Origin of the sequence: Streptococcus mitis (assembly GCF_000722765.2) — a bacterium.
In the GTDB taxonomy this organism is placed as follows: domain Bacteria; phylum Bacillota; class Bacilli; order Lactobacillales; family Streptococcaceae; genus Streptococcus; species Streptococcus mitis_AQ.
Genome location: NZ_CP028415.1, coordinates 119,552 through 141,706 on the forward strand (window position 1 = coordinate 119,552; position 22,155 = coordinate 141,706).

The following is a 22,155-nucleotide window of genomic DNA, read 5'->3' on the forward strand; positions in this document are numbered from 1 at the left end:
TCTGTCATATTATTGGAATTCCCTTAACATACGCTTCTTTAGCCTCCGCAAGTGTCATTTTATTAGGACCACCATCTATATTAGTTTCTCCTGTATTTTGCCATTGACAAACATCACAGATATCATAAGTTTCTACTAAATTTCCACATACGGGGCAATGCACATGTTCCCATCCGTCAATCATTATTATATTCTTTTTTATAGTCTTATTCATTTAAGGTTACTCCCAACACTATACAAATATATTAGCTATTTCTATACACTACTTTTTCAATATCATTGATTGTAATTGTTATGGTATCCCAGTCTTTCGGGGAATCTCCTATGTCAGCAATAAAAGTATCTTCACTTAACTTTTCGACAATTGTCGCCGTTTGACCGTTTTTTAACAACACTGTATCAAATTCTCGAATTTTTACGATTTTTCTCCTTGCGTAAGCTTCTTTGGCTTCGGCTAGAGTCATTTTATTCGGGCCACCGTCAATATTTATAATACCAGTATTATGCCAACGACAGACGTCACAGATATCATAGTCCATAACTTCAGTTCCGCAAACAGGGCAATGAAGCCATAGAAAACCATCAATTTCCCATGTCTCTTTTGATTTATCCATATAAATCCCTCCTTCATAAACTCGGCAAACCATTCTTACGATATCATTGAATGAAATTGTACTAGTGTCTGAGTCTTTCGGTGAACCGTCAATATTAACCCACTTTTTCATTATTATACTGCAAATCGAAGGGGATTGCTAATAATTGAGTGTGTATTCCAGATGTGGTATGATAGTATTATTAGGTAATAAAAAAAGCACCTTTGACAGGTGCAATTTACTTGCTTACTGAACTCATCATTTTAAGTCCTTTTTTGTTACCCTTTATGTTTTCTCAACTTATTTGAATTTAATAGTTTTGGAGAAAATCAAGTTAGATTTAGTGCAGGCTTAGGCCTGTTTTTCTGTACCTAATCACTGCAAGATAACAAAATGCTTTAATTTTAAGATATATCTTACAGAAGGCCTACAACAGTGGGCTTTTTGCTTTGTCTTAAAACGTTGATTTCTGGGTTTGTTTAGAGATTTGCTAGTAAGGTTAGTTGTGTATTTAAGTCTATCTATGCCAAGAACTAAGCGATGTTGATGATATAAATCTGGTGTGATATAATATTTTGGCCCCCTCACTTTAAGGAAGGGAGGTGTTACATATGTTAGAAACTTTACTCACAGTGTTTCTAGCTCCGTTACTGATTAACGTATTATCTGAGCTGTTCAAGTTATGGATTAAGAAACGTAAAAAGTAATGGTTAACCCTTTTAGAGGGTAGCAAAAAACCCCATCGGTGGCACGGTGGGGCTTTTTTAGTTACATATGCTGTAACTTTACTCACATTGTAAGTTCATTCTAACACAACTCCCCCGATATTTCAAGTTTTTATTTTTTATACGCGATGTTGATGATATAAATCTGGTGTGATATAATATTTTGGCCCCCTCACTTTAAGGAAGGGAGGTGTTACATATGTTAGAAACTTTACTCACAGTGTTTCTAGCTCCGTTACTTATTAACGTGTTATCTGAGCTTTTCAAGTTATGGCTTAAGAAACGTAAAAAGTAATGGTTAACCCTTTTAGAGGGTAGCAAAAAACCCCATCGGTGGTACGGTGGGGCTTTTTTAGTTACATATGCTGTAACTTTACTCACATTGTAAGTTCATTCTAACACAACTCCCCCGATATTTCAAGCTTTTGTTTTGATATTCCCCAGAGTGTGTTTGTGGTTTGAGTCAGCTTCACTGAAATTAGCACACGCGCTACCAAGTTCCATTCTACAGCAAAGAAATCAACTCTTTTCTAGGGATTTCCGCCCTCATTTTGCTCTTTTGTGCTAAAATAGACTTATAAATTGAAAATAAGGAATGTTTATGAAATCGGGTAATGGTTTTTGGAAAGGCTGTCTCTATTTTTGGGGCTTCTTGTTCTTACTGGGCCTTTTGGTTCAATATGCTCTTCCACTTGCGGCTTGTGTCCTGCTAGGCTATGGTGGTTATCGTCTCTATAAACGCTTACGCTATCCTCTTTTGCAGGATCGTTCGCTCGACGATCGGATTGAGCTTTTAAAAGCTAGGATTCGCCAGGCGGACAAAGATATTCAGCAACTAGAGGGAACTTTAGTAGAAAAAGGCTCGGATTCATATAAAAGTCTGGCCAATCAAGTATTGATCGAACTGCGAGAAATCCATCAGGAGGCGGATCGTCTCAAGTCCTATATTGATGATGATGTCTACAACCGTATTGACAAAAAGGTTCGTACAGTGCGGGCAACTATCGATGTTCAGCTAGAACGTTTGGATAGAGAAAGTCAGGTAGATCTTGAGAATGCGGAGCCAGAGGAATTAGCTCCGGAATTGTCTCAGACATTAGCCAATATTGCCATTGATCATCAGGCCATTTTAGACAAGATTGCTACCTCTGCTGAGGGGGATAAGGAAGAATTGACTGCCATTCATAGTTTGAAGATGGAGAAGTTCAAAACGATTCTAGAAGGCTATTTGAAGATTAAGGCCAATCCTAAAAACTATAATCGGGCAGAAGAACGTTTGCAACAAGCTAAAGCAGCTATCGAACAATTTGACCTTGAGCTGGATCAGGTGTTGAGAGAACTTAATGAAACAGATATGCGTGATTTTGATATCAGTCTGCGTATCTTAGAAAAAGATCGTAAAGAATAGGTTAGAAACAAAGGAGTAACCATGACAGAATTTAATTTTGATATTGACCAGATTGCTAATAATACCGTAGCTAAGGTGGATAAAACAACTCAAATCATCGAGACCAATACTGGCTCAGACCAGACCTTGACCTTCCTTGAAAAGTTGAGCCCTGAGCAGCAAGAGGGGATCAAGGCGCACGTGCCCCAGTTGGTAGACCAGTTTGTCACCAATCAAAATGCTCTCTTAGATTTTGGACAATCTGCTGTAGAAGGTGTGAACAATACAGTCAATCGTATCTTGTCAGAACAAAAGAAACTGCAGATTCCCCAAGTGGATGATCTACTCAAGAACACCAACCGTGAGTTGCAAGGCTTTGTAGCCAAATACAAGAATGCTGAAATTGCTGAGTTAGAAGAGAAGCCAAACTTTTTGCAACGATTGTTTAACAAGAGCAAGAATACGTTACAGGAATTTTACTTTGACTCAAAAACAGTGGAGCAAAAACTGGATGGTATGGCTGCCGCAGTGGTCAAGCAAGAAGATGTCTTAGCTCGAAATATCGTTTCAGCTGAGATGTTGATTGAGGACAATACCAAATCCATTGAAAATCTAGTGGGAGTGATTTCCTTTATCGAAGCCAGCCAGACAGAAGCTGGCAAGCGCGCTGCAGAACTGAAAGCTCAAGTTGACCAACTCGATACAAGTACGGTAGAATACCAGACTAAATCTCAAGAATTGGCCCGCATGGCTGAAGTGGTCAATACCCTCGAACAACAGCACACTGAGTATGTCAGCCGTCTCTATGTTGCCTGGGCAACAACACCTCAGATGCGCAATCTTGTGAAGGTATCATCTGATATGCGCCAAAAATTGGGCATGCTTCGTCGCAATACGATTCCAACAATGAAGCTTTCCATTGCCCAACTGGGTATTTTGCAACAATCAATGAAATCAGGTGTCGTGGCAGATGCCATTGTCAATGCCAATAATGCTGCTCTTCAGATGCTAGCTGAGACCAGCAAGGAAGTGATTCCGCAGATGGAACGAATTGCCCAAAGCCCGACAGTCGCTGTCGAATCGGTTACTAAACTGGCTGAAAGTCTGGTCGCTCAAAACCAAGGTATCGTCGCAGCTATTGAATTGGGTCGTCAGAAACGTGCCCAACTAGAAACAACCATCGTCAAATCCGCAGAAATGATTAACGATTCTGTCAAACTACGCGATGAGAAAATCGTCCAAGCTCTTCTAGAACAAGGCAAGGCCGCCCAGAAAGAAGTACAAGAATAACACACAAGTCCCCTGTAATATAGATTTGCAGGGGATTTTGCTTGTTTTAGTAGAAGTTTGAAGGTCAGGGAATTATTATTAGATTCAGAGAGAATGCCCTAGAAAACCTTTTCACTACTAGTCTTTTATGGTACAATGGAAGGAAGTAAAGGCGCTGTTTTTTCGATGTCGCAACGCCTTGTATGAATGAAAAGGAAGAGTCCCTATGGTTTTCAGATTTAAGCAAATAACTAGCTTGCATATATATATATATATAAACTCGCGTTTTCATACCCATTTTCAAAACCTGCCAATCTTTTTGGTAGGCTTTTTGCGTTGTAGAAATGGGGTATGAACATGATTTACACCTTATCAAAAGAATTAGAACAAGAGCTCATCGTTTCAGCACCTGAGTTACAGCCTAGTTATGCTGCCATCGTAGAATACCTAGAAGCTATCAACCAGAAAGAAGCATCTGGAAGCAATTCTCAGGAACTCCAGAACCAGCTTACTATTCAGCTGCGACGTTTAGAAGATTTGGTGCAGGGCTATATCCAAATAAAGAAGAACCCGCATCACTACCTAGATGCAGATAAAGATTTGACAGCAGCCTATCAAGCCATAAAAGGGACGGAGCAAGAACTTCTCAAAAAATTGCAACATCTCAATCAAGCAGCCTTGCAGGATTTCCATATCAGTCAGAGACTCTCTCCTAAAGACGAGACAGCTATCCCTGTAGCAGGCAAAGCCAAAACCAAACAGGAATTGGCTATCGAGCGAGACTTGATCAACCAGCTGACAAAAGGAGAAAGTCAATGGGTGTATCGACCTGAGTTGAATACAGAAGACCTCCTATGGGGAAACTTTTTTGCCAAGTTGGAAGCTAATAATGTCCGCATTTTGCAAGACCATCCCCTTACAAATTCAGAGAAAAATCAAATCAAAAACCAGCTCAATTTCGTCAACTTCTATGAAGCAGCCAAGTGGATAGCAGGGGAAAATGGCATTGCCAAGGTGCAGGTTCAACGTGAAGACGCCAGTCTAGGGACCATTCGCTTGGAAGTCTTGTGGAGAAACAATGTCGCTGGTGGCAAATCGAGTTATGAGGTTGTCAACCAAGTCATCACAGGCGGAGAAGGGATTCGCCAGCGCCGTGGGGATGTGACTTTGTTAATCAATGGTCTGCCCATGATTCAAATTGAACTAAAAAGCCGTTCTCATCCTTACATGGATGCCTTCCGTCAGATTAAGAAATACGATCAAGAAGGACAGTTCAGAGGCATTTTTTCAAGTCTTCAGATGTTTGTCGTCTCTAATGTCACAGACACTCGCTACATCGCAGCTGCCAAAGCCAACAAGCTAAATGAACGCTTCTTGACCAAGTGGGTGGATAGTGAAAATCGCCCCCAACCTCAACTATTTGACTTTGCTGAGTCTGTCTTGTCGATACCGAGAGCCCACGAGATGGTCATGCAGTATTCTGTCATCGATGATGACAAGAAGGCCTTGATTTTATTGCGCCCCTATCAGGTTCATGCTATTGAAGCTATCCGTGAAGCCAGTCGCAAGCGTCAGTCGGGCTATATTTGGCATACGACTGGTTCAGGAAAGACCCTGACCTCCTATAAGGTTTCGCGCAATCTGCTTCAGATTCCATCCATTGAAAAGACAATCTTTGTGATTGATAGGACAGACCTCGACCAGCAGACGACCAGTTCTTTTCAGTCTTACGCAGAGAATGATATGATCGATATCGACGAGACCGATGATACACAGGAATTGGTTAAAAATCTGGCTTCTGATGACCGTCGTGTCGTTGTGACGACCATACAGAAAATCAATGCTATGATTCGTCAGTTTGATGAAGGGCGTCACCAAAAGGTCTACAATCGTATCAAGCAACTCAAACTAGCCTTTGTCGTTGATGAATGCCATCGCGCAGTGACTCCTGAACGCCAGCGCCACCTAGAGCACTTCTTTACAAATTCTCTCTGGTATGGGTTTACAGGGACTCCTATCTTTACAGAAAATAAGCGTGAACAAAAAGGAGACCTTGCTCAGACGACCGAAGAGCAGTACGGTGATTGCCTCCACCAATATACCGTCAAAGAAGCTATTCATGACAAGGCGGTTCTTGGCTTTAATGTGGAGTATCAGACAACCATGCCTGGTTGGGCAGAAGAAGAGATTGACGAGGAGCGTTATGATGACGAAGGCCACATGCTTGCGGTTTTAGATGCCATTCTCAATCGCTCAAGACGCAAACTCGGTTTCCAAAATGGGGTAGGGAAAACCTACGAAGCCATTTTGACCGTCAAAAGCATTGCCCGTGCGCAGGCCTATTATAACCTGATTAAGCAAGTCAAAAATGGGGAGAAGTCTCTAAGTATCTCGGAAAATGTTAAAAAGGTCTTGCCAGACTTTCCTAAGGTTGCCATTACCTATTCTGTAACAGAAAATGAAGCAGACTCCTATGTCAACCAAGCCTATATGGAGGAGAGTTTAGAAGACTATAATGCCATGTTTGGCACCCACTTTAGCCTAGCCACCATTGCTTCCTACAATAGTGATCTCAACGACCGTCTGGCCCGTAAGAAAGAACGCTTTGCCTTCCGTGAGGAACAGTTGGACCTGGTTATCGTTGTGGATCGCTTGTTGACAGGCTTTGATGCCCCTTGCCTATCGACCCTGTTCATGGATCGTCAGCCCATGAAACCCCAGCATATCATTCAGGCCTTTTCACGAACCAATCGCCTCTTTGATGAAGCTAAGAAATTCGGCCAAATCGTTACCTTCCAAACGCCTGACCGCTTTAAAGAAAAAGTGGATGAGGCTCTGAGCCTCTACTCAAATGGTGGCGAAACCAGTGTCTTAGCCCCAGAATGGCAGGAGGAAAAGGCCAAGTTTCTGGAGAAGGTTCATCAACTATTAGCCATCGCTCCAAGTCCAGAGCAGGTGCCAGATTTGGATACAGCGACAGATGCAGAATTAAAACGCTTTGCCAAGGCTTTCCAAGAATTTGACAAGCTTCTATCCTCTATACAAGTCTATTCTGACTATGATGAGAACGTCATTCTCAGAGAGATTGGTCTCAGCTTAGAAGACATCGAGAACTTTGCTGGCCAATATCACAATGTCATCGAAGAGCTTCGCAGACGCAGAAAAGAAGACCAAGAAGATGAAGGTGTGCTGCTGGATATAGAGTATGAGCTCGAATCTATCCGCACTGACGAGATAAACTATCACTATATCCTCTCTCTCATCCAAGCTCTGATTGAAAATCGGGAAAACCTCATTGGTAAAAAGGAAAAGAGTCTGGTAGATAACTATATCGAAGATTTGAACAAATCCAATACCAAGTTATCCAACCTCATCTCCAACCTCTGGCAGGATGTCCAAGCTGATGCTAAGAGCTATCAGGGGCAGTCTATCATCCATAAGTTGGATGAGATGATTGAGCTAACAACCCAGAAAAAGATTCGTGAAACGGCAGATTATTGGCAGATAGGAGAGGATGAACTCCAGTTTGTAGTGGACAACTACCGCATTGGACGCGACAAGCAAAATGGCGAAAAAGCCATCACAGAATCTCAGGACTATCTGGCCTATAAGGAAGCCCACGGAGACAAAGCACTACCAAAACTCAAATACAAAAAAGCCCTCAAAGAGGACTATATGCGCATGATTTCAGAGGATATCTTACCGTTAAGGGGGAGATAGGTTTAAAAATGGTCAGAAAGATAATGTTGGGAAGGTTTTCGACTAATTAGGGTCAAAATTCCCCTATCTTCAAGGTGCAAGAAAGCATCCTTGACCTTTTTCTTAGAGTAATGATGGTTGGACTGATTGGCCAGTTGGATGATACTTCTATCTTCTATGCCATCTCTCTTATCATCGACAAAGAGCTTGGACTGAGCGAGGAGAAACAAGATGTATTTCTCGACTTCCTCCAGCCCTTCTGTTTGCTCTATCTTAACTTTATAGCGATGCAGTTGTTCTTGTTTTTCAAGGAGGGTTTGGATAATATTTTCCTGCCCTTCCTTGATAAAAGTCAACAAGGTTTCAACGAAGAAGGTAGCATCGGCACGGTTGAGATGATCACCAGTATTCCTAAAAGCCTTATAGTAGTCTTGCTTATGGTGATTGATTTGTTGGGACAAAACCAGACCTGAGAATTTATCGAGTTTTCTAGACAAGTACTTGGCAAGGATATAGCGTCCTGTCCGACCGTTACCGTCATAGAAGGGATGTATATTTTCAAAAAAATAGTGTCCAGCACAAGCCTTGACAAGGTTTGGGATAGAATGGTCGTTTATAAAACGAATCCACTCTGTCAGCATGACCTGAATCTGTTCCTCCTTTTGAGGTGGGATATAGATGACTTTGCCAGTCTTGTCGTCTTGGATAAAGACCGATTTCTGCCTAAAAAGCTCTCCATCGAGTTCATCCTCTTGCGAGATTTCTCCCTGTGTTAATTGGTCATAAATCTTTCTGATATCTTCAAGAGCTTGGATTTGTAGAAATTCATCCTTAAGGATTTGTTGGTACATTCGCAAGGTGGAAAGATGTTTGATTTGTTCGGTCTTATAGGGGTCTTCCTCTAGGAGTTTCTCTACATCGACCAACTCTTTACGAGTTGTATGGATACCTTCGATTTCATTTGTGGAAATAATCGATTGGTAGAGTTGTTCTTTATAAAACTGATCGTGGGCAATCTTAGGGAGGGTATCAGCTATTTCGCTAATTCGTTGAGACTGCTGTGAGATAGTTTCCATTAGTTGGGAAATCCCAAGATGTAGGGTTACAAATAAAGGGTATTGACTTGTTTTGACAGTATCGCGTTGCATTAAATGAGGATAAAGAGATGTCCTAATGGAGCTGTATCCCTGTAAGCGTAATTGATACTCTTCCTCATATTGGTCACGATGACTGTAGTAGATTTTTCTAAGTTCTCTATAGTTCATATGTAGTCATCCTCGCATTTCAACGTTTTTTAACATTATATCACAAAATAAGCCTATCTATTGTTTCAAAATAGGCAAAATTGAAGAATAGAATAGCATAGTTACCTATCTAAAGTGCAAAAATGACCAAAATTGAACAATAGAACTAAGATGTTGATGCCCTAAAGTGAAAAAATAGGCAAAATTGAAGAATAGAAATAAAAAAAGAAAACCTAAAGTGTAGAAATAAGAAAATGGAGTAATAGAAAGGGAGTAATATGACAAAGAAACCAAGTTATCGCTTTGCGGGATATATCGAACCTTGGGCTGAGAAGAAGTTGGGAGTAGTAGCAGAATTTACAAAAGGGAAAGGATACTCTAAGGGAGATTTAGAAATATCTGGTGTTCCTATCATTTTATATGGACGTCTATATACAAATTACCAAACTATAATCGATGATATTGATACTTATGTTACTATGAAGGAGAACTCTGTTTTGAGTGAGGGGAATGAAATAATAGTACCGTCTTCTGGTGAAAGCTCAGAAGAAATATCAAGAGCTTCGGTTGTTTCGAAAAGTGGTGTGATATTGGGAGGAGATTTAAATATTATTAAGCTTAATGCTACATTTTCATCTGTATTCGTAGCTATAACATTATCTAATGGGGCTCAACAAAAGGAACTATCTAAAAGGGCACAAGGTAAATCTGTAGTACATTTGCATAACTCAGATTTAAAAGAAGTCAATCTATCTTTCCCCTCCCTCCCCGAGCAAACTGCTATTGGTTCTTTCTTCCAAGATATTGACCAGCTCATTAGCCTTCAACAGCGTAAGTTAGAGGTGCTCAAAGAGCAGAAGAAAACCTACCTCAAACTCCTCTTCCCAGCCAAAGGACAAACCAAACCAGCCCTTCGCTTCGCAGGATTTGAAGATGACTGGAAGGAAGTAAAGTTGGGGGAAATTGGTGTAACAAAGTCTGGAGTTGGATTCCCAGATAGCGAACAAGGCGGAGTGAAAGGAATTCCTTTTTATAAAGTTTCTGATATGAATAATATCGGGAATGAGATTGAGATGGTAACTTCAAATAACTATGTAACTCAAGATCAAATAGATTCTCGAAAATGGAAGGTAATTGATACTGTACCAGCAATTATGTTTGCTAAAGTAGGAGCCGCGTTATTGTTAAATCGAAAGCGCCTAATTAGGGAACCGTTTCTAATTGATAATAATACTATGGTTTATATTCCATCAGTATATTGGGATGTTATGTTTTGCAAGATTTTATTTGATACACTTAACTTATCGAAATACTCTCAAGTAGGTGCTTTACCGTCATACAATGGTAGTGATATTGAAGCAATTCAAGTTTCAATCCCCACTCTCCCTGAACAAGAAGCCATCGGTTCTTTCTTCCAAGACCTAGACAAGGCCATTGCCAAGCAAGAGGAAAAAGTCAACCAGCTCAAAGAAAGTAAACAAACCCTACTCAGAAAAATGTTTATCTAAGATATCAAGACTGTCAAAAGCTCAGTAAAAATAGGAAACTGGCGCAGTCTTCGATGAAGACCAGACAGTTTATCTTTTTTATCCAGCTTTTAGGTCGTGTTCAATTCAGAAAGATACCAAGACTGTAAAAAGCTACACTAAACGAATGAAAGTTGAAATGAATAGGAGACCCTATGTCACAAACAGATTTATCAAGAGAACTCTACCAATCCCTCTGGAATGCCGCGGATATCCTGCGTGGCCAGATGGAAGCCAATGAATACAAGTCCTACCTCTTGGGCCTGATTTTCTACAAGTACCTATCCGACAACATCCTCCAATCCGTCTGTGATAACTTGGACGAGACCTTTGAGTCCTTCCAGCAAGCGCAGCTTCTCTACGAGGAAAACTTTGCGGATGCAGATGTCAGTGAAGACCTCATCGAGGTCTTAAATGACGATCTGGGCTATGTGATTGAGCCTTCTCTAACCTTTACCAAGCTGGTTCAGTCTATCCATGAAGGAACCTTCCAGCTAGAATCCCTAGCCCAAAGTTTCCGTGATATCGAGCAGGCCAATGAAAAATTTGAAAATCTTTTCGAAGATATCGACCTCTATGCCAAAAAACTAGGCAACACCCCACAAAAGCAAAATAAAACCATCTCTGAGGTTATGAAACAGCTCAACGACCTCAATGTGTCTGGTCATGCTGGTGATATCTTGGGTGATGCTTATGAGTACTTGATTGGCCAGTTTGCTAGTGATTCTGGGAAAAAGGCTGGAGAGTTCTATACACCTCAAGCAGTCTCTCACCTCATGACTCAGATTGTCTTTGCAGGGCGTGAGCATCAAAAGGGCATGTCGGTTTACGACCCGACCATGGGTTCTGGTTCCCTCTTGCTCAATGCCAAGCGCTATAGTAAGGAAGCTTCGACGATTTCTTACTACGGTCAAGAGTTGATTACTTCGACCTTCAACCTTGCTCGTATGAACATGATGCTTCATGGAGTTGCGATTGAGAACTATCACCTCAGCAACCACGATACCCTAGACGAAGATTGGCCGACGACGGAGCCGACAGACTTTGATGGGGTTTTGATGAATCCACCTTATTCACTGAAGTGGTCAGCAGATAGTGGCTTCCTGCAAGATCCTCGTTTTTCAAGTTATGGGGTTCTGGCACCTAAGTCAAAAGCAGATTTTGCCTTCCTTCTTCACGGTTTTTACCACCTCAAGCATAATGGAGTTATGGCCATCGTCCTCCCTCACGGAGTTCTCTTCCGAGGAGCAGCCGAGCAAAAGATTCGCCAGCATCTGCTAGAAGAAGGCGCTATTGATACAGTTATCGGCTTGCCGGCAAATATCTTCTACAACACCTCTATTCCGACAACCATTATTATCCTTAAAAAGAATCGCACCAATAAGGATGTCTTCTTTATCGATGCCTCAAAAGAGTTTGAAAAAGGGAAAAATCAAAACAATATGACCGAAGATCATATTGCCAAGATTTTAGAGACCTATCAAAAACGCGAGAATGTCGAGAAGTTTGCCCATCTAGCCAGCTTTGAAGAGATTGTCGAAAATGACTACAACCTCAACATTCCACGCTATGTCGATACCTTTGAGGAAGAACCAGTTGTTCCCCTAGCCGACCTCGCCGACCAGCTCGCAGAGATTGATAAAGAGATTGGAGAAGTCGAAGCCAGACTCGCACACATGCGCAGCCAGCTAGTAGGCACAACACCAGAAGCCCAAGCAGAATTAACCGCCTATCTCGAAAAGTTGAAAGAGATTTAGGGAGTAGGGTAAGAATGAAAACATCTCGTATAGATTGTACGAGGTGTTTTTGGATTTCGATGTATTACAGAACATGTATAATACAGATGAAAAATGATGATATCGGTTAAGTAGAGTGCAGTAAAATGAGAAAAATTATGTGATGTACTTGAATGTAATCTAGATGACATTTTAAATATGAATTAAACGAGAAGAGAATTTTATCCTTATGTTATAATTAAATATGAAAGGATTTCGTATATGGTAGTTATTTTGTCATTAATGGAAAATCTATTAGTAGAGCAACTAGGAAATTACTTTAATGGACTTATAGGTAAAATAAAATTAAGATTCGTTATAAAAAGGCTAAAGAACGAAGTTGAAGTGTTAATATTAAAGCAATATGGAGACAGGGAATATTATCTAGATTTTGATAGATTTTTAATTGAACAGAATGTTCTTGAAAAAATAATAAAAAATTTTCTTAACCAAGATGTTTTACAATCGAAAACAATAAATCAATCAGTAGATTTTTACATGAATTTGTTTGTTGAAAAATACCCTAAGTATAAATTATATAATATTGAGTTAAAGAAGATTATTCAAAAATATTTTGAAATCATATTTAAACAACTTAATAAAATAAGCACCGCGGAATCACAGGTACTATGTCGGACTATTAAGGAAATTGTTGATGGTATAGAAAGGCAGTTGCAGTACTTAACAGATATAGTAGATGATAATAATTTATTATTAAAACAGATTGTAAGTGGAAATTTTAGAACACGCTCCTATATTGAAACCCTATTAACAACATCAGGTGATTCATTTGTTCAGTCCGACTATTTTGAACGTTATCTATTTCAAGATACAGAAGGGGGTAAAGAGAGAGATTCATTAGATATCCTTTTACAACATCATAAAGTTGTATTAATTGGAGAAGCAGGATTTGGAAAAACTTTTGAAACCTTTAAACTTATAAATCAATTATGTGCAAAATATTCTGATTATCAACTAATTCCTGTTTATGTTCCATTAATAGAGTATGGGGATAGTTTAGGAACATTATTCGAGATTATTCAATCGAAAATGGAGCCGTTCTGTGAAGGAAACTCTAAACAAGCCATTAATCAGCTATTCGTTAATAATCAATTGGCATTGTTCTTCGACGGCATTGATGATATTGTGGATGAGAGGAAGAGATTGAAATTTTTTTCTGAAGCAAATCAATTAATGATACAATATAATCAAAATTTTTTCTTTTTCACAACACGAGATAATCGATATAGGCATGAGCTTGGAGAAGAAAAGAGTTTCTTTCTAACAACCCTTTCCGATAGTATAATTCAAAGTGGTTTAATTAGACTTTGGGGGTATAGCAAGCTTTCTAAAGCGTATCTTGAACTGTTTAGGAATCCTTTATTGTATAAAATTGGTAAGACTATTCTGACTGATAGACAGAATAAAGAGTTACTTAATAGAACCCAAATTTTTACAGAGTATTTCGAAAAGAATTATCGCTACAAAAATAGTTATTCAGAATTATCCCTGCATGAAACATTAAATCTTTTTGGCAAATTTTCTTATGAGAATTTTAATCAATCTAGTTTTACATACAGTGAAGTAGATAAAATAATAAGTGCTTATCTAGTTTCTACACCAAATAAAAGAAATCTAATTGATTATTTTATAAATTTTGGAATTTTTTGTACTTCAGATAGAATTACTTTTTCTCATAAGCTATTTAAGGAGTTTTGTGCTGCATACTATATTACAAATAACCTAATAGTTTCATCAGATACAGCACTTCTCGAAAAACTTATCCATAATGAAGAATGGCGGGAAGTAGTCATTTTTATATCTGGATTATTTTCAACCATTGAAGAACAGGATAAATTTTTAGATTTTGTTCTACAACATAACTTGCCTCTCTATGTTGAATGTGTTAACTCTAAAAATGATTCATTGAGTAGTGATGGGATTACAGATTTCTCTAAGGAAGATAATGTAGAAAGAATATTATCAGAGATTCACAAAACCTATAAATTTATAGTAGAAAACTATTTCTCCCCTATATCAGAGCAATTTGAACCATTTATCACGGAAAATCATAAATTGAAATCTAAAATAGGAATTGCTGGAGGTATGGTAGAAAACACCCTTTATTATTGGTTTGATATCGTGGACAAAGATGTTCCAGACGTAAAAATTGTCAGCGCTGAATTGTTGAGTCAAGCGAGTCAAGAATATCAGGCTACTATCTTTTTAAAAACGACTCGAATGGTTCAGCGTAGTACAAACTTAGAATTATCAGGCCTTATAGGAGATAGTGGTAGAAAAATAGCAATAGATATTATTAAAAACAATCTAAAAACTATTTTAGAAAAGAAATCATTACCTGCAAGTAATTATATTTTATGTGAACTTTTGAAAGAAATAAAAAATAAATTACCTTGGCTCAAAGATATTGATGAAATATCTTTAATGAGTGAAAATGTTAGAAAAAGGATAGATGAAATTCTTCAAGATTGTCCTGAGGTTGCAAGATATACTACTTCTGAAGGAGTAGAGCTGTTTAGTTTAAATAAACTGTTATCTGTTTTACTACACTCTGGTGTGGATTATAGGAGTTCTATCATACCTGGTCGTGATAGAGAATATTCAGAATCAAATGGCTTAACAATGAACTTATATTCTACGGAAAGAAAAATAGAAATAGTTGAAACATTTTTTAATTTCGCTGAAGTGAGTTATCTGGAAATGGTGAAATATAACTTTCCTAAAATTTATAGATGTTTTTCAAAGTTTCAAGATATGCCGTACAAATTACTTATCACTTACAAAGATGATGAAAGTAATCCGTGGATAGGATATTATCACGTAGCATATTCAGGAGATAAAAATTTAGTCGAAGTATCTCATAGTGATTCATTTAAGAATTATGAAGGAGCATATGATGAAATAATACAAAGTTATAATTTGTTAAATAGAGTTCCTAAAGATATTTCTACTCATGAGAGTGCTTTCTCAAATCTTTTATTCTCAAGAAATATTAGTAAAAATACTCCATTAAATGATTATGTCCATAAAGAGATAAAGAACAGTTTAGAGGAGATTTTTGGAAAAATCTGAAGTGTTTTTGAAGAAAGACTTATTAAGAGTAATGTCGACAGGGAACAGATGCTAGAAAACAAGACAATAAAAGCCCTCTAATCAATTTATTAGAGAGCTTTTATTATATATCCGAAATTTTGTATTTATTTCACAAAAAATGTAGTCAAAAATATAGTCATTCGAATGATTTTTATTGCAATGTACTGAAATTAACAAAAAGAAAAAAACGCATATTATGCGTTTTTCTTCTGTATTGATTCGTATTGAACCCTTACTTAACTTCTGTAAACACAACGTGTTTGCGAAGTTTTGGTGAGTATTTCTTCAATTGAAGACGGTCTGGAGTGTTACGTTTGTTTTTAGAAGTAAGGTACAAGCGTTCACCAGATTCTTTGTGTTCAAGTGTAATATTTACGCGCATGGTATCTCCCTTCTATTATTCAGCTGATGCAGCTTTAGCGATTTTACGTCCTTTGTAGTATCCTTTAAGTGATACACGGTGAGAACGTGAGTAATCTCCAGTAGTTTCGTCAAAGTTTACAGATGGAGCTGTTACTTTGTAGTGTGTACGACGTTTGTTTTTCTTCGCTTTTGAAGTGCGACGTGCAGGTACTGCCATTTTGATTTCTCCTTTAGGTATTTAAATTCGATTCAATCTACTGATTTTCATCAACCATACTAGGATAACACATTTTTTTTGTAAAGTAAAGTTACTTGACAAAAAAAGATGAAAAAATTAAAAGGCCATTAACTGAATTAATCGAAATTTTCTGAAAATTCAAGAATTTTCTTCTGTTCATTGCTTTTAAAATGTGCTATAATAGTAAAAACTGAAATGGGAGGGAACAAATGACTGAATTAGATAAACGTCACCGCAGTAGCATTTATGACAGCATGGTAAAATCACCAAACCGTGCCATGCTTCGTGCGACTGGTATGACAGATAAGGACTTTGAAACACCGATTGTTGGGGTAATTTCGACTTGGGCGGAAAATACACCATGTAACATTCACTTGCATGATTTTGGGAAATTGGCTAAAGAAGGTGTAAAATCAGCAGGTGCTTGGCCTGTGCAGTTTGGGACTATCACTGTAGCGGACGGGATTGCCATGGGAACGCCTGGTATGCGTTTCTCTTTGACATCTCGTGATATTATTGCGGACTCAATCGAGGCAGCTATGGGAGGCCACAATGTGGATGCCTTTGTTGCTATCGGTGGCTGTGATAAGAACATGCCGGGTTCTATGATTGCTATTGCTAATATGGATATTCCAGCTATTTTCGCATATGGTGGAACCATTGCACCGGGAAATCTTGATGGCAAAGACATCGACTTGGTTTCTGTCTTTGAGGGGATCGGGAAATGGAACCACGGTGATATGACAGCTGAGGACGTGAAACGTCTTGAATGTAATGCCTGCCCTGGACCTGGTGGCTGTGGTGGTATGTATACTGCTAATACCATGGCGACTGCTATCGAAGTTCTCGGTATGAGTTTACCAGGATCTTCATCTCACCCAGCTGAATCAGCTGATAAGAAAGAAGATATCGAAGCAGCAGGACGTGCTGTTGTTAAGATGCTGAAACTTGGTCTCAAACCATCAGATATCTTGACTCGTGAAGCCTTTGAAGATGCTATCACTGTAACTATGGCTCTCGGTGGTTCTACAAATGCCACTCTTCACTTACTTGCCATTGCCCATGCTGCCAATGTTGACTTGTCACTTGAGGACTTCAATACAATTCAAGAACGTGTGCCTCACTTGGCTGACTTGAAACCATCTGGTCAGTATGTCTTCCAAGATCTCTATGAAGTTGGTGGTGTGCCTGCGGTTATGAGATACCTCTTGGCAAATGGTTTCCTTCATGGAGATCGCATCACATGTACTGGTAAGACTGTCGCTGAGAACTTGGCTGATTTTGCAGACCTCACTCCAGGTCAAAAAGTTATTATGCCACTTGAAAATCCAAAACGTGCGGATGGTCCGCTTATCATCTTGAACGGGAACCTTGCACCAGACGGTGCGGTTGCCAAGGTATCAGGTGTTAAAGTGCGTCGTCACGTTGGTCCAGCTAAGGTCTTTGACTCAGAAGAAGATGCTATCCAGGCTGTTTTGACAGATGAAATCGTTGATGGCGATGTAGTCGTTGTTCGTTTCGTTGGACCTAAAGGTGGTCCTGGTATGCCTGAGATGCTGTCACTTTCATCAATGATCGTTGGTAAAGGTCAAGGAGACAAGGTGGCCCTCTTGACAGATGGTCGTTTCTCTGGTGGTACTTATGGTCTGGTTGTTGGACATATCGCTCCTGAAGCTCAGGATGGTGGACCAATTGCCTACCTTCGTACAGGCGATATCGTTACGGTTGACCAAGATACCAAAGAAATTTCCATGGCCGTATCCGAAGAAGAACTTGAAAAACGCAAGGCAGAAACAACCTTGCCACCACTTTACAGCCGTGGTGTCCTCGGTAAATATGCCCATATCGTATCATCTGCTTCACGCGGAGCCGTGACAGACTTCTGGAATATGGACAAGTCAGGTAAAAAATAAACTTAAAAAGCAAGCCAACTTCGGCTTGCTTTTTTTCATCTTCAAAAGTAATTTACCTGCTTAACGAGGTGGCAGTCCAAGGGCAATGCGGCCGTAGCGACTGATTCGTGTGATTTTCCAAGCAGGCGACCAGGTAACTTCAACCTTGACATCTTCGATACCATCGATTTGTTTCAGACCTGCCACGATTTCGATAGGCAGGCTTTCGGCGCAATCGCAGGCAGTATCGGTGAAGGTCATGACAATCTTACAGAGGCCTGTTTCGTCTAGATTAATTTCATAAATCAGCCCTAGATTGTAAACATCCAATTCCACATCTGTATCAAAAACCTTCTCTAGTTTTTCGATAATTTGGTCTTGTAAGGCCAAAGCACGGTCATTGATTTTGATATCGTCTCTCATAACAGTCCCTCCACATGATAAATATCCTCTATTTTCTCATAATTCTGACAATTTGGCAAGTTTTTGATGAATTTTCTGAAAAATATGATAAAATGAAGAAAATACTGAATCAAGGGGAAGCCTATGGAGCAGATTGGAAAAGTCTTTAGACAATTACGAGAGTCAAGAAATATCTCGCTGAGACAAGCAACTGGGGGACAATTTTCGCCGTCTATGTTATCTCGCTTTGAAACTGGTCAGAGTGAGCTTTCGGTGGAAAAGTTTTTATTTGCCCTGGAAAATATATCTGCCAGTGTGGAGGAGATCCTCTTTCTGGCGAGAGGTTTTCAGTATGATACAGATTCTGAGTTGAGAAAAGAAATCATAGATGTCTTGGATCCAAAGAATATAGCTCCGCTTGAGGACTTGTATCGCAGGGAGTATCAAAAGCATGCCTATTCTCAAAACAAACAGAAACATATTTTAAATGCCATTCTTATCAAGTCTTATATGAAGAGTATGGATGAAAGGGTAGAGTTAACGGCAGAGGAAGGGAAAGTCCTTCATGACTATCTGTTTTCTACCGAGATCTGGGGGATCTATGAACTCAATTTATTTTCAGTCAGTTCTGCTTTTTTATCTGTTTCTCTTTTTACTAGATATGTACGAGAAATGGTACGTAAATCTGATTTTCTAATGGAAATGTCTGGCAATCGAAACCTTTTTCACACTATACTATTGAATGGTTTTTTAGCCAGCATTGAGTGTGAAGAATTTACCAATGCCTCTTATTTTAAACGTGTTATCGAAGAGCATTTCTACAATGAAAATGAAACCTATTTCCGAATTGTCTATTTGTGGGCTGAAGGCCTCCTTGATAGCAAGCAAGGTAGAGTCAAGGAAGGCCAGAAAAAGATGGAAGATGCTGTCCATATTTTTGAGATGCTTGGCTGTAATAAATCTGCTGAATACTACAGAAATACGATCGATTGTTGAATATTTGCAAACCAAGAAAAAAATTTGAAATTTGAAGCGATAGAACTCTTGCCCTCTCTCAGGTTATCAAAGAAGTTCTATCGTTTTTTTGCTTATTTTATGTGTTGCATATATTCAAAAGTTTTCCCTTTCAATTTCTAAGTGATATACTGTAGTCATACTTCATATAGGTATTATAACAAGAAGGGAGATTACCTATGAAACTATTGTTCAGAAATCAAGCTTATCGTCTCTTGACTTTGTCACGCTTCTTCAATGCTTTTGGTGCTTCGATTTTCAATCTGGTCTTTATCGTCTATGCATCGACCTTGCCACAAGCCTCTTTTGCGGTTGCTATGGCGAATATTGTCATGCTTCTTCCGACTCTCTTTACAGTTTTTGTAGGGATTCGGGCAGATTACACGAGGGACAAGGTCAAATGGATGGTCTATAGCGGTTTGTTTCAGGCGGTTTTATTTTTTCTAGCAGCCCTAGTTGTTCAGCAAGCTAGTCTCTTTGCCTTTTCCAGCCTGTGTTTAATCAATGTCATTAGTGATGTCATCAGTGATTTTGCTGGTGGTTTGCGCATGCCTCTCATTAAGGAAAAAGTAGCTGAAGATGATCTGATGGAGGCTTATTCTTTTTCACAGTTCATCACCTATATTTCAGCTATTGGTGGTCAAGCTTTTGGAGTATGGCTCTTAGGTTTATCGGTCAACAATTTTTCTATCGTTGCGGGAATCAATGCCTGTTTTTTCCTCGTATCAGCCTTTGTTCTCTTTTTAGGAAAAAGCAAATTAAGCCTGTCAATTTCATCTGATGACGGTGAAATCCTAAAAAATGAGAAGCTTTCTATTAAAGAGCAGTTCCTAACAATTTACCGAAATTTACGCCTCGTTTTTCTTAAAAGTGGACAGAAAAACTTTGGTTTCATGATCTTTGCTGTCTTGCTTATCAATGCCTTGGGTGGCGCTCTAGGAAGCGTTTATAACATCTTCTTTTTGAGCCATTCTCTCTTGAATTTTTCTTACACAGAGGCACTATTTATCGAGCAAGTCTGTGTTTTATTAGCAATTATCATCAGTAGCCTTACGGGAAATGATTATTTTGGGAAGCAGTCCTTGCCTAGATTGATGATGTGGGTGACATTAGGAGTCAGTCTAGTTGGTCTGGCTAACTTATTCAATCAAGTCGTGCTTGGTTTGCTATTTCTCTTTTTAACTCTCTATGTGTCTGGTAAAGTTCCACCAAAGATTAATGCCATGCTCCTGAAAAATCTAGCTCCAGAGGTTCTAGCTCGTACCAGTAATTTTTTGGGTTTATTGTTCACCTTATCAGTACCTCTTGGTACAGCCTGTTTTTCACTTGTAGCTGTATGGAATATACAGTTGACTTGGATTTTATTTGTTGTCCTTTCTTTGCTGGCTATTCTTTTGACAGGTCTTAATCTCAAAAATGATATCTAATACTCTTCGAAAATCTCTTCAAACCACGTCAACGTCGCCTTGCCGTACTCAAGTACAGCCTGCGGCTAGTTTCCTAGTTTGCTCTTTGATTTTCATTGAGTATAAATCCTAATTTTTTCTCACTGTTTTAATCCCTCTATTTATGGTAAAATAAGACTATTAAGTTTAAAGAGGATTCCTTATGAAATTACAAAAACCAAAAGGAACGCAGGATATTTTACCTGCTGAATCTGCCAAATGGCAGTACGTTGAGGGCTTTGCCCGTGAGATTTTCAAGCGCTACAACTATGCAGAAGTGCGCACGCCTATTTTTGAGCATTACGAGGTTATCAGCCGCTCTGTCGGAGATACAACGGATATCGTAACCAAGGAAATGTACGATTTCTATGACAAGGGTGACCGTCATATTACCCTCCGTCCAGAAGGAACTGCGCCCGTTGTCCGTTCCTATGTGGAAAATAAACTCTTCGCCCCAGAAGTGCAAAAGCCGAGCAAGTTCTACTACATGGGCCCTATGTTCCGTTATGAGCGTCCACAGGCAGGGCGTTTGCGCCAGTTCCACCAGATTGGTGTTGAGTGTTTTGGCTCTAGCAATCCAGCTACCGATGTGGAAACCATCGCGATGGCAGCCCATTTCTTGAAAGAAATCGGCATCCAAGATGTCAAATTGCACCTCAACACTTTGGGGAATCCTGAGAGCCGTGCGGCCTATCGTCAAGCCTTAATTGACTATTTGACACCGCTCAAGGAGACCTTGTCTAAGGATAGCCAACGTCGTTTGGAGGAAAATCCTCTTCGTGTCTTGGACTCTAAAGAAAAAGAAGACAAGGTAGCAGTAGAGAATGCACCTTCTATCTTGGACTTCCTTGATGAAGAAAGTCAAGCTCATTTTGATGCTGTGCGTCAGATGTTGGAAAATCTTGGAGTAGACTATATCATCGATACCAATATGGTGCGTGGTCTGGACTACTACAATCACACTATTTTCGAGTTTATTACTGAGATTGAGGGCAATGACCTGACAGTCTGTGCGGGTGGTCGTTACGATGGTTTGGTTTCTTACTTTGGAGGCCCTGAAACTGCTGGATTTGGTTTTGGACTTGGTGTAGAGCGCCTGCTTCTCATTCTTGAAAAGCAAGGTGTGGCCCTCCCTATCGAAAACGCCCTAGATGTCTATATAGCAGTCTTGGGTGATGGAGCAAATGTCAAGGCCTTGGAATTAGTACAAGCTCTTCGCCAACAAGGTTTCAAAGCAGAGCGTGATTACCTCAACCGTAAGCTCAAAGCTCAGTTCAAGTCAGCCGATGTTTTTGCGGCTAAGACCCTCATCACCCTAGGAGAGAGCGAAGTCGAAAGCGGACAAGTGACGGTCAAGAACAACCAAACCCGAGAAGAAGTGCAAGTGTCACTTGAGACAATCAGTCAAAACTTCTCAGAAATCTTTGAAAAATTAGGCTTTTAATAGTATTTAACACTGGTCAGGATCT

15 protein-coding genes and 1 pseudogene are annotated in these 22,155 nt (G+C 39.4%); 10 read left to right on the forward strand and 6 right to left on the reverse strand.

The genetic code is table 11. From position 1 onward, the window contains the following. Nucleotides 1-4 precede the first annotated feature (4 nt). Nucleotides 5-214 (reverse strand): CPCC family cysteine-rich protein, encoded by a 210-nt coding sequence (locus tag SK637_RS00575; protein WP_033687957.1) that lies wholly within the window; start codon nt 212-214, stop codon nt 5-7. Nucleotides 215-428: 214 nt separating this feature from the next. Continuing rightward, nucleotides 429-614, reverse strand: a pseudogene (locus SK637_RS10010) (CPCC family cysteine-rich protein); the annotation flags it as partial. A gap of 1,305 nt (nt 615-1,919) precedes the next feature. Here SK637_RS10010 and SK637_RS00585 point away from each other — a divergent pair. The 3 genes from SK637_RS00585 to SK637_RS00595 all read left to right on the forward strand — a co-directional run bounded on the left by SK637_RS00585 (nt 1,920) and on the right by SK637_RS00595 (nt 7,694). Beyond that, nucleotides 1,920-2,726 carry a hypothetical protein gene (locus SK637_RS00585; RefSeq protein ID WP_033687958.1) on the forward strand — a complete coding sequence of 269 codons (807 nt, stop codon included), beginning with the start codon at nt 1,920-1,922 and terminating at the stop codon, nt 2,724-2,726. 21 nt (nt 2,727-2,747) lie between these two features. Then, entirely contained in the window at nt 2,748-3,995 is a 1,248-nt protein-coding gene (locus SK637_RS00590) for a toxic anion resistance protein (protein ID WP_033687959.1), read from the forward strand. A 330-nt stretch (nt 3,996-4,325) separates the two neighbouring features. Next, nucleotides 4,326-7,694 carry a type I restriction endonuclease subunit R gene (locus SK637_RS00595; RefSeq protein ID WP_237397635.1) on the forward strand — a complete coding sequence of 1,123 codons (3,369 nt, stop codon included), beginning with the start codon at nt 4,326-4,328 and terminating at the stop codon, nt 7,692-7,694. A gap of 2 nt (nt 7,695-7,696) precedes the next feature. Here SK637_RS00595 and SK637_RS00600 read toward each other — a convergent pair whose 3' ends face one another. Then, nucleotides 7,697-8,938: a Fic family protein gene (locus tag SK637_RS00600; protein ID WP_033687960.1), complete on the reverse strand. Its 1,242-nt coding sequence runs from the start codon at nt 8,936-8,938 to the stop codon at nt 7,697-7,699. Nucleotides 8,939-9,195: 257 nt separating this feature from the next. On the opposite strand from SK637_RS00600, the gene SK637_RS10015 reads away from it, so the two are divergent. The 3 genes from SK637_RS10015 (at nt 9,196) to SK637_RS00615 (ending at nt 15,311) form a co-directional block, all read left to right on the forward strand. Further along, entirely contained in the window at nt 9,196-10,425 is a 1,230-nt protein-coding gene (locus SK637_RS10015; protein ID WP_033687961.1) for a restriction endonuclease subunit S, read from the forward strand. 173 nt (nt 10,426-10,598) lie between these two features. Continuing rightward, nucleotides 10,599-12,200, forward strand: a complete 1,602-nt coding sequence (locus SK637_RS00610) for a type I restriction-modification system subunit M (RefSeq protein WP_033687962.1) — start codon at nt 10,599-10,601, stop codon at nt 12,198-12,200. 240 nt (nt 12,201-12,440) lie between these two features. Continuing rightward, nucleotides 12,441-15,311, forward strand: coding sequence for an NACHT domain-containing protein (locus tag SK637_RS00615; RefSeq protein WP_033687963.1), 2,871 nt, complete (start codon nt 12,441-12,443; stop codon nt 15,309-15,311). A gap of 253 nt (nt 15,312-15,564) precedes the next feature. Here the strand turns inward: SK637_RS00615 and rpmG are convergent, their stop codons facing one another. Together rpmG and rpmF are read right to left on the reverse strand one after the other, a co-directional pair. Further along, complete coding sequence (gene rpmG / locus SK637_RS00620; RefSeq protein ID WP_001265622.1) at nt 15,565-15,714, reverse strand: 50S ribosomal protein L33; 150 nt, start codon at nt 15,712-15,714, stop codon at nt 15,565-15,567. Nucleotides 15,715-15,729: 15 nt separating this feature from the next. Next, nucleotides 15,730-15,912 carry a 50S ribosomal protein L32 gene (gene rpmF / locus SK637_RS00625; protein ID WP_000290417.1) on the reverse strand — a complete coding sequence of 61 codons (183 nt, stop codon included), beginning with the start codon at nt 15,910-15,912 and terminating at the stop codon, nt 15,730-15,732. A gap of 230 nt (nt 15,913-16,142) precedes the next feature. On the opposite strand from rpmF, the gene ilvD reads away from it, so the two are divergent. Then, nucleotides 16,143-17,846, forward strand: a complete 1,704-nt coding sequence (ilvD, locus tag SK637_RS00630; protein ID WP_033687964.1) for a dihydroxy-acid dehydratase — start codon at nt 16,143-16,145, stop codon at nt 17,844-17,846. A 60-nt stretch (nt 17,847-17,906) separates the two neighbouring features. Here the strand turns inward: ilvD and SK637_RS00635 are convergent, their stop codons facing one another. Beyond that, a complete protein-coding gene (locus SK637_RS00635; RefSeq protein ID WP_033687965.1) occupies nt 17,907-18,248 on the reverse strand; it encodes a metal-sulfur cluster assembly factor in 342 nt (113 codons plus the stop codon). Nucleotides 18,249-18,371: 123 nt separating this feature from the next. Between SK637_RS00635 and rgg the strand changes: the two genes are divergently transcribed. The 3 genes from rgg to hisS all read left to right on the forward strand — a co-directional run bounded on the left by rgg (nt 18,372) and on the right by hisS (nt 22,130). Then, nucleotides 18,372-19,223 (forward strand): quorum-sensing system transcriptional regulator Rgg, encoded by an 852-nt coding sequence (gene rgg, locus SK637_RS00645; RefSeq protein WP_033687966.1) that lies wholly within the window; start codon nt 18,372-18,374, stop codon nt 19,221-19,223. 197 nt (nt 19,224-19,420) lie between these two features. After that, entirely contained in the window at nt 19,421-20,668 is a 1,248-nt protein-coding gene (locus tag SK637_RS00650; protein ID WP_033687967.1) for an MFS transporter, read from the forward strand. A 181-nt stretch (nt 20,669-20,849) separates the two neighbouring features. Further along, on the forward strand, nt 20,850-22,130 hold the full coding sequence (gene hisS / locus SK637_RS00655) for a histidine--tRNA ligase (protein ID WP_033687969.1): 1,281 nt from the start codon (nt 20,850-20,852) through the stop codon (nt 22,128-22,130). Nucleotides 22,131-22,155 lie beyond the last annotated feature (25 nt).

Coding starts and splice junctions, on each gene's coding strand:
- rpmF (WP_000290417.1), bottom strand. CDS start 15,912: ATGGCAGTACCTGCACGTCGCACTTCAAAAGCGAAGAAAAACAAACGT.
- hisS (WP_033687969.1), top strand. CDS start 20,850: ATGAAATTACAAAAACCAAAAGGAACGCAGGATATTTTACCTGCTGAA.
- ilvD (WP_033687964.1), top strand. CDS start 16,143: ATGACTGAATTAGATAAACGTCACCGCAGTAGCATTTATGACAGCATG.
- rpmG (WP_001265622.1), bottom strand. CDS start 15,714: ATGCGCGTAAATATTACACTTGAACACAAAGAATCTGGTGAACGCTTG.
- SK637_RS00575 (WP_033687957.1), bottom strand. CDS start 214: ATGAATAAGACTATAAAAAAGAATATAATAATGATTGACGGATGGGAA.
- SK637_RS00635 (WP_033687965.1), bottom strand. CDS start 18,248: ATGAGAGACGATATCAAAATCAATGACCGTGCTTTGGCCTTACAAGAC.
- SK637_RS00595 (WP_237397635.1), top strand. CDS start 4,326: ATGAACATGATTTACACCTTATCAAAAGAATTAGAACAAGAGCTCATC.
- SK637_RS00615 (WP_033687963.1), top strand. CDS start 12,441: ATGGTAGTTATTTTGTCATTAATGGAAAATCTATTAGTAGAGCAACTA.
- SK637_RS00600 (WP_033687960.1), bottom strand. CDS start 8,938: ATGAACTATAGAGAACTTAGAAAAATCTACTACAGTCATCGTGACCAA.
- SK637_RS00610 (WP_033687962.1), top strand. CDS start 10,599: ATGTCACAAACAGATTTATCAAGAGAACTCTACCAATCCCTCTGGAAT.
- SK637_RS00590 (WP_033687959.1), top strand. CDS start 2,748: ATGACAGAATTTAATTTTGATATTGACCAGATTGCTAATAATACCGTA.
- SK637_RS00650 (WP_033687967.1), top strand. CDS start 19,421: ATGAAACTATTGTTCAGAAATCAAGCTTATCGTCTCTTGACTTTGTCA.
- SK637_RS00585 (WP_033687958.1), top strand. CDS start 1,920: ATGAAATCGGGTAATGGTTTTTGGAAAGGCTGTCTCTATTTTTGGGGC.
- SK637_RS10015 (WP_033687961.1), top strand. CDS start 9,196: ATGACAAAGAAACCAAGTTATCGCTTTGCGGGATATATCGAACCTTGG.
- rgg (WP_033687966.1), top strand. CDS start 18,372: ATGGAGCAGATTGGAAAAGTCTTTAGACAATTACGAGAGTCAAGAAAT.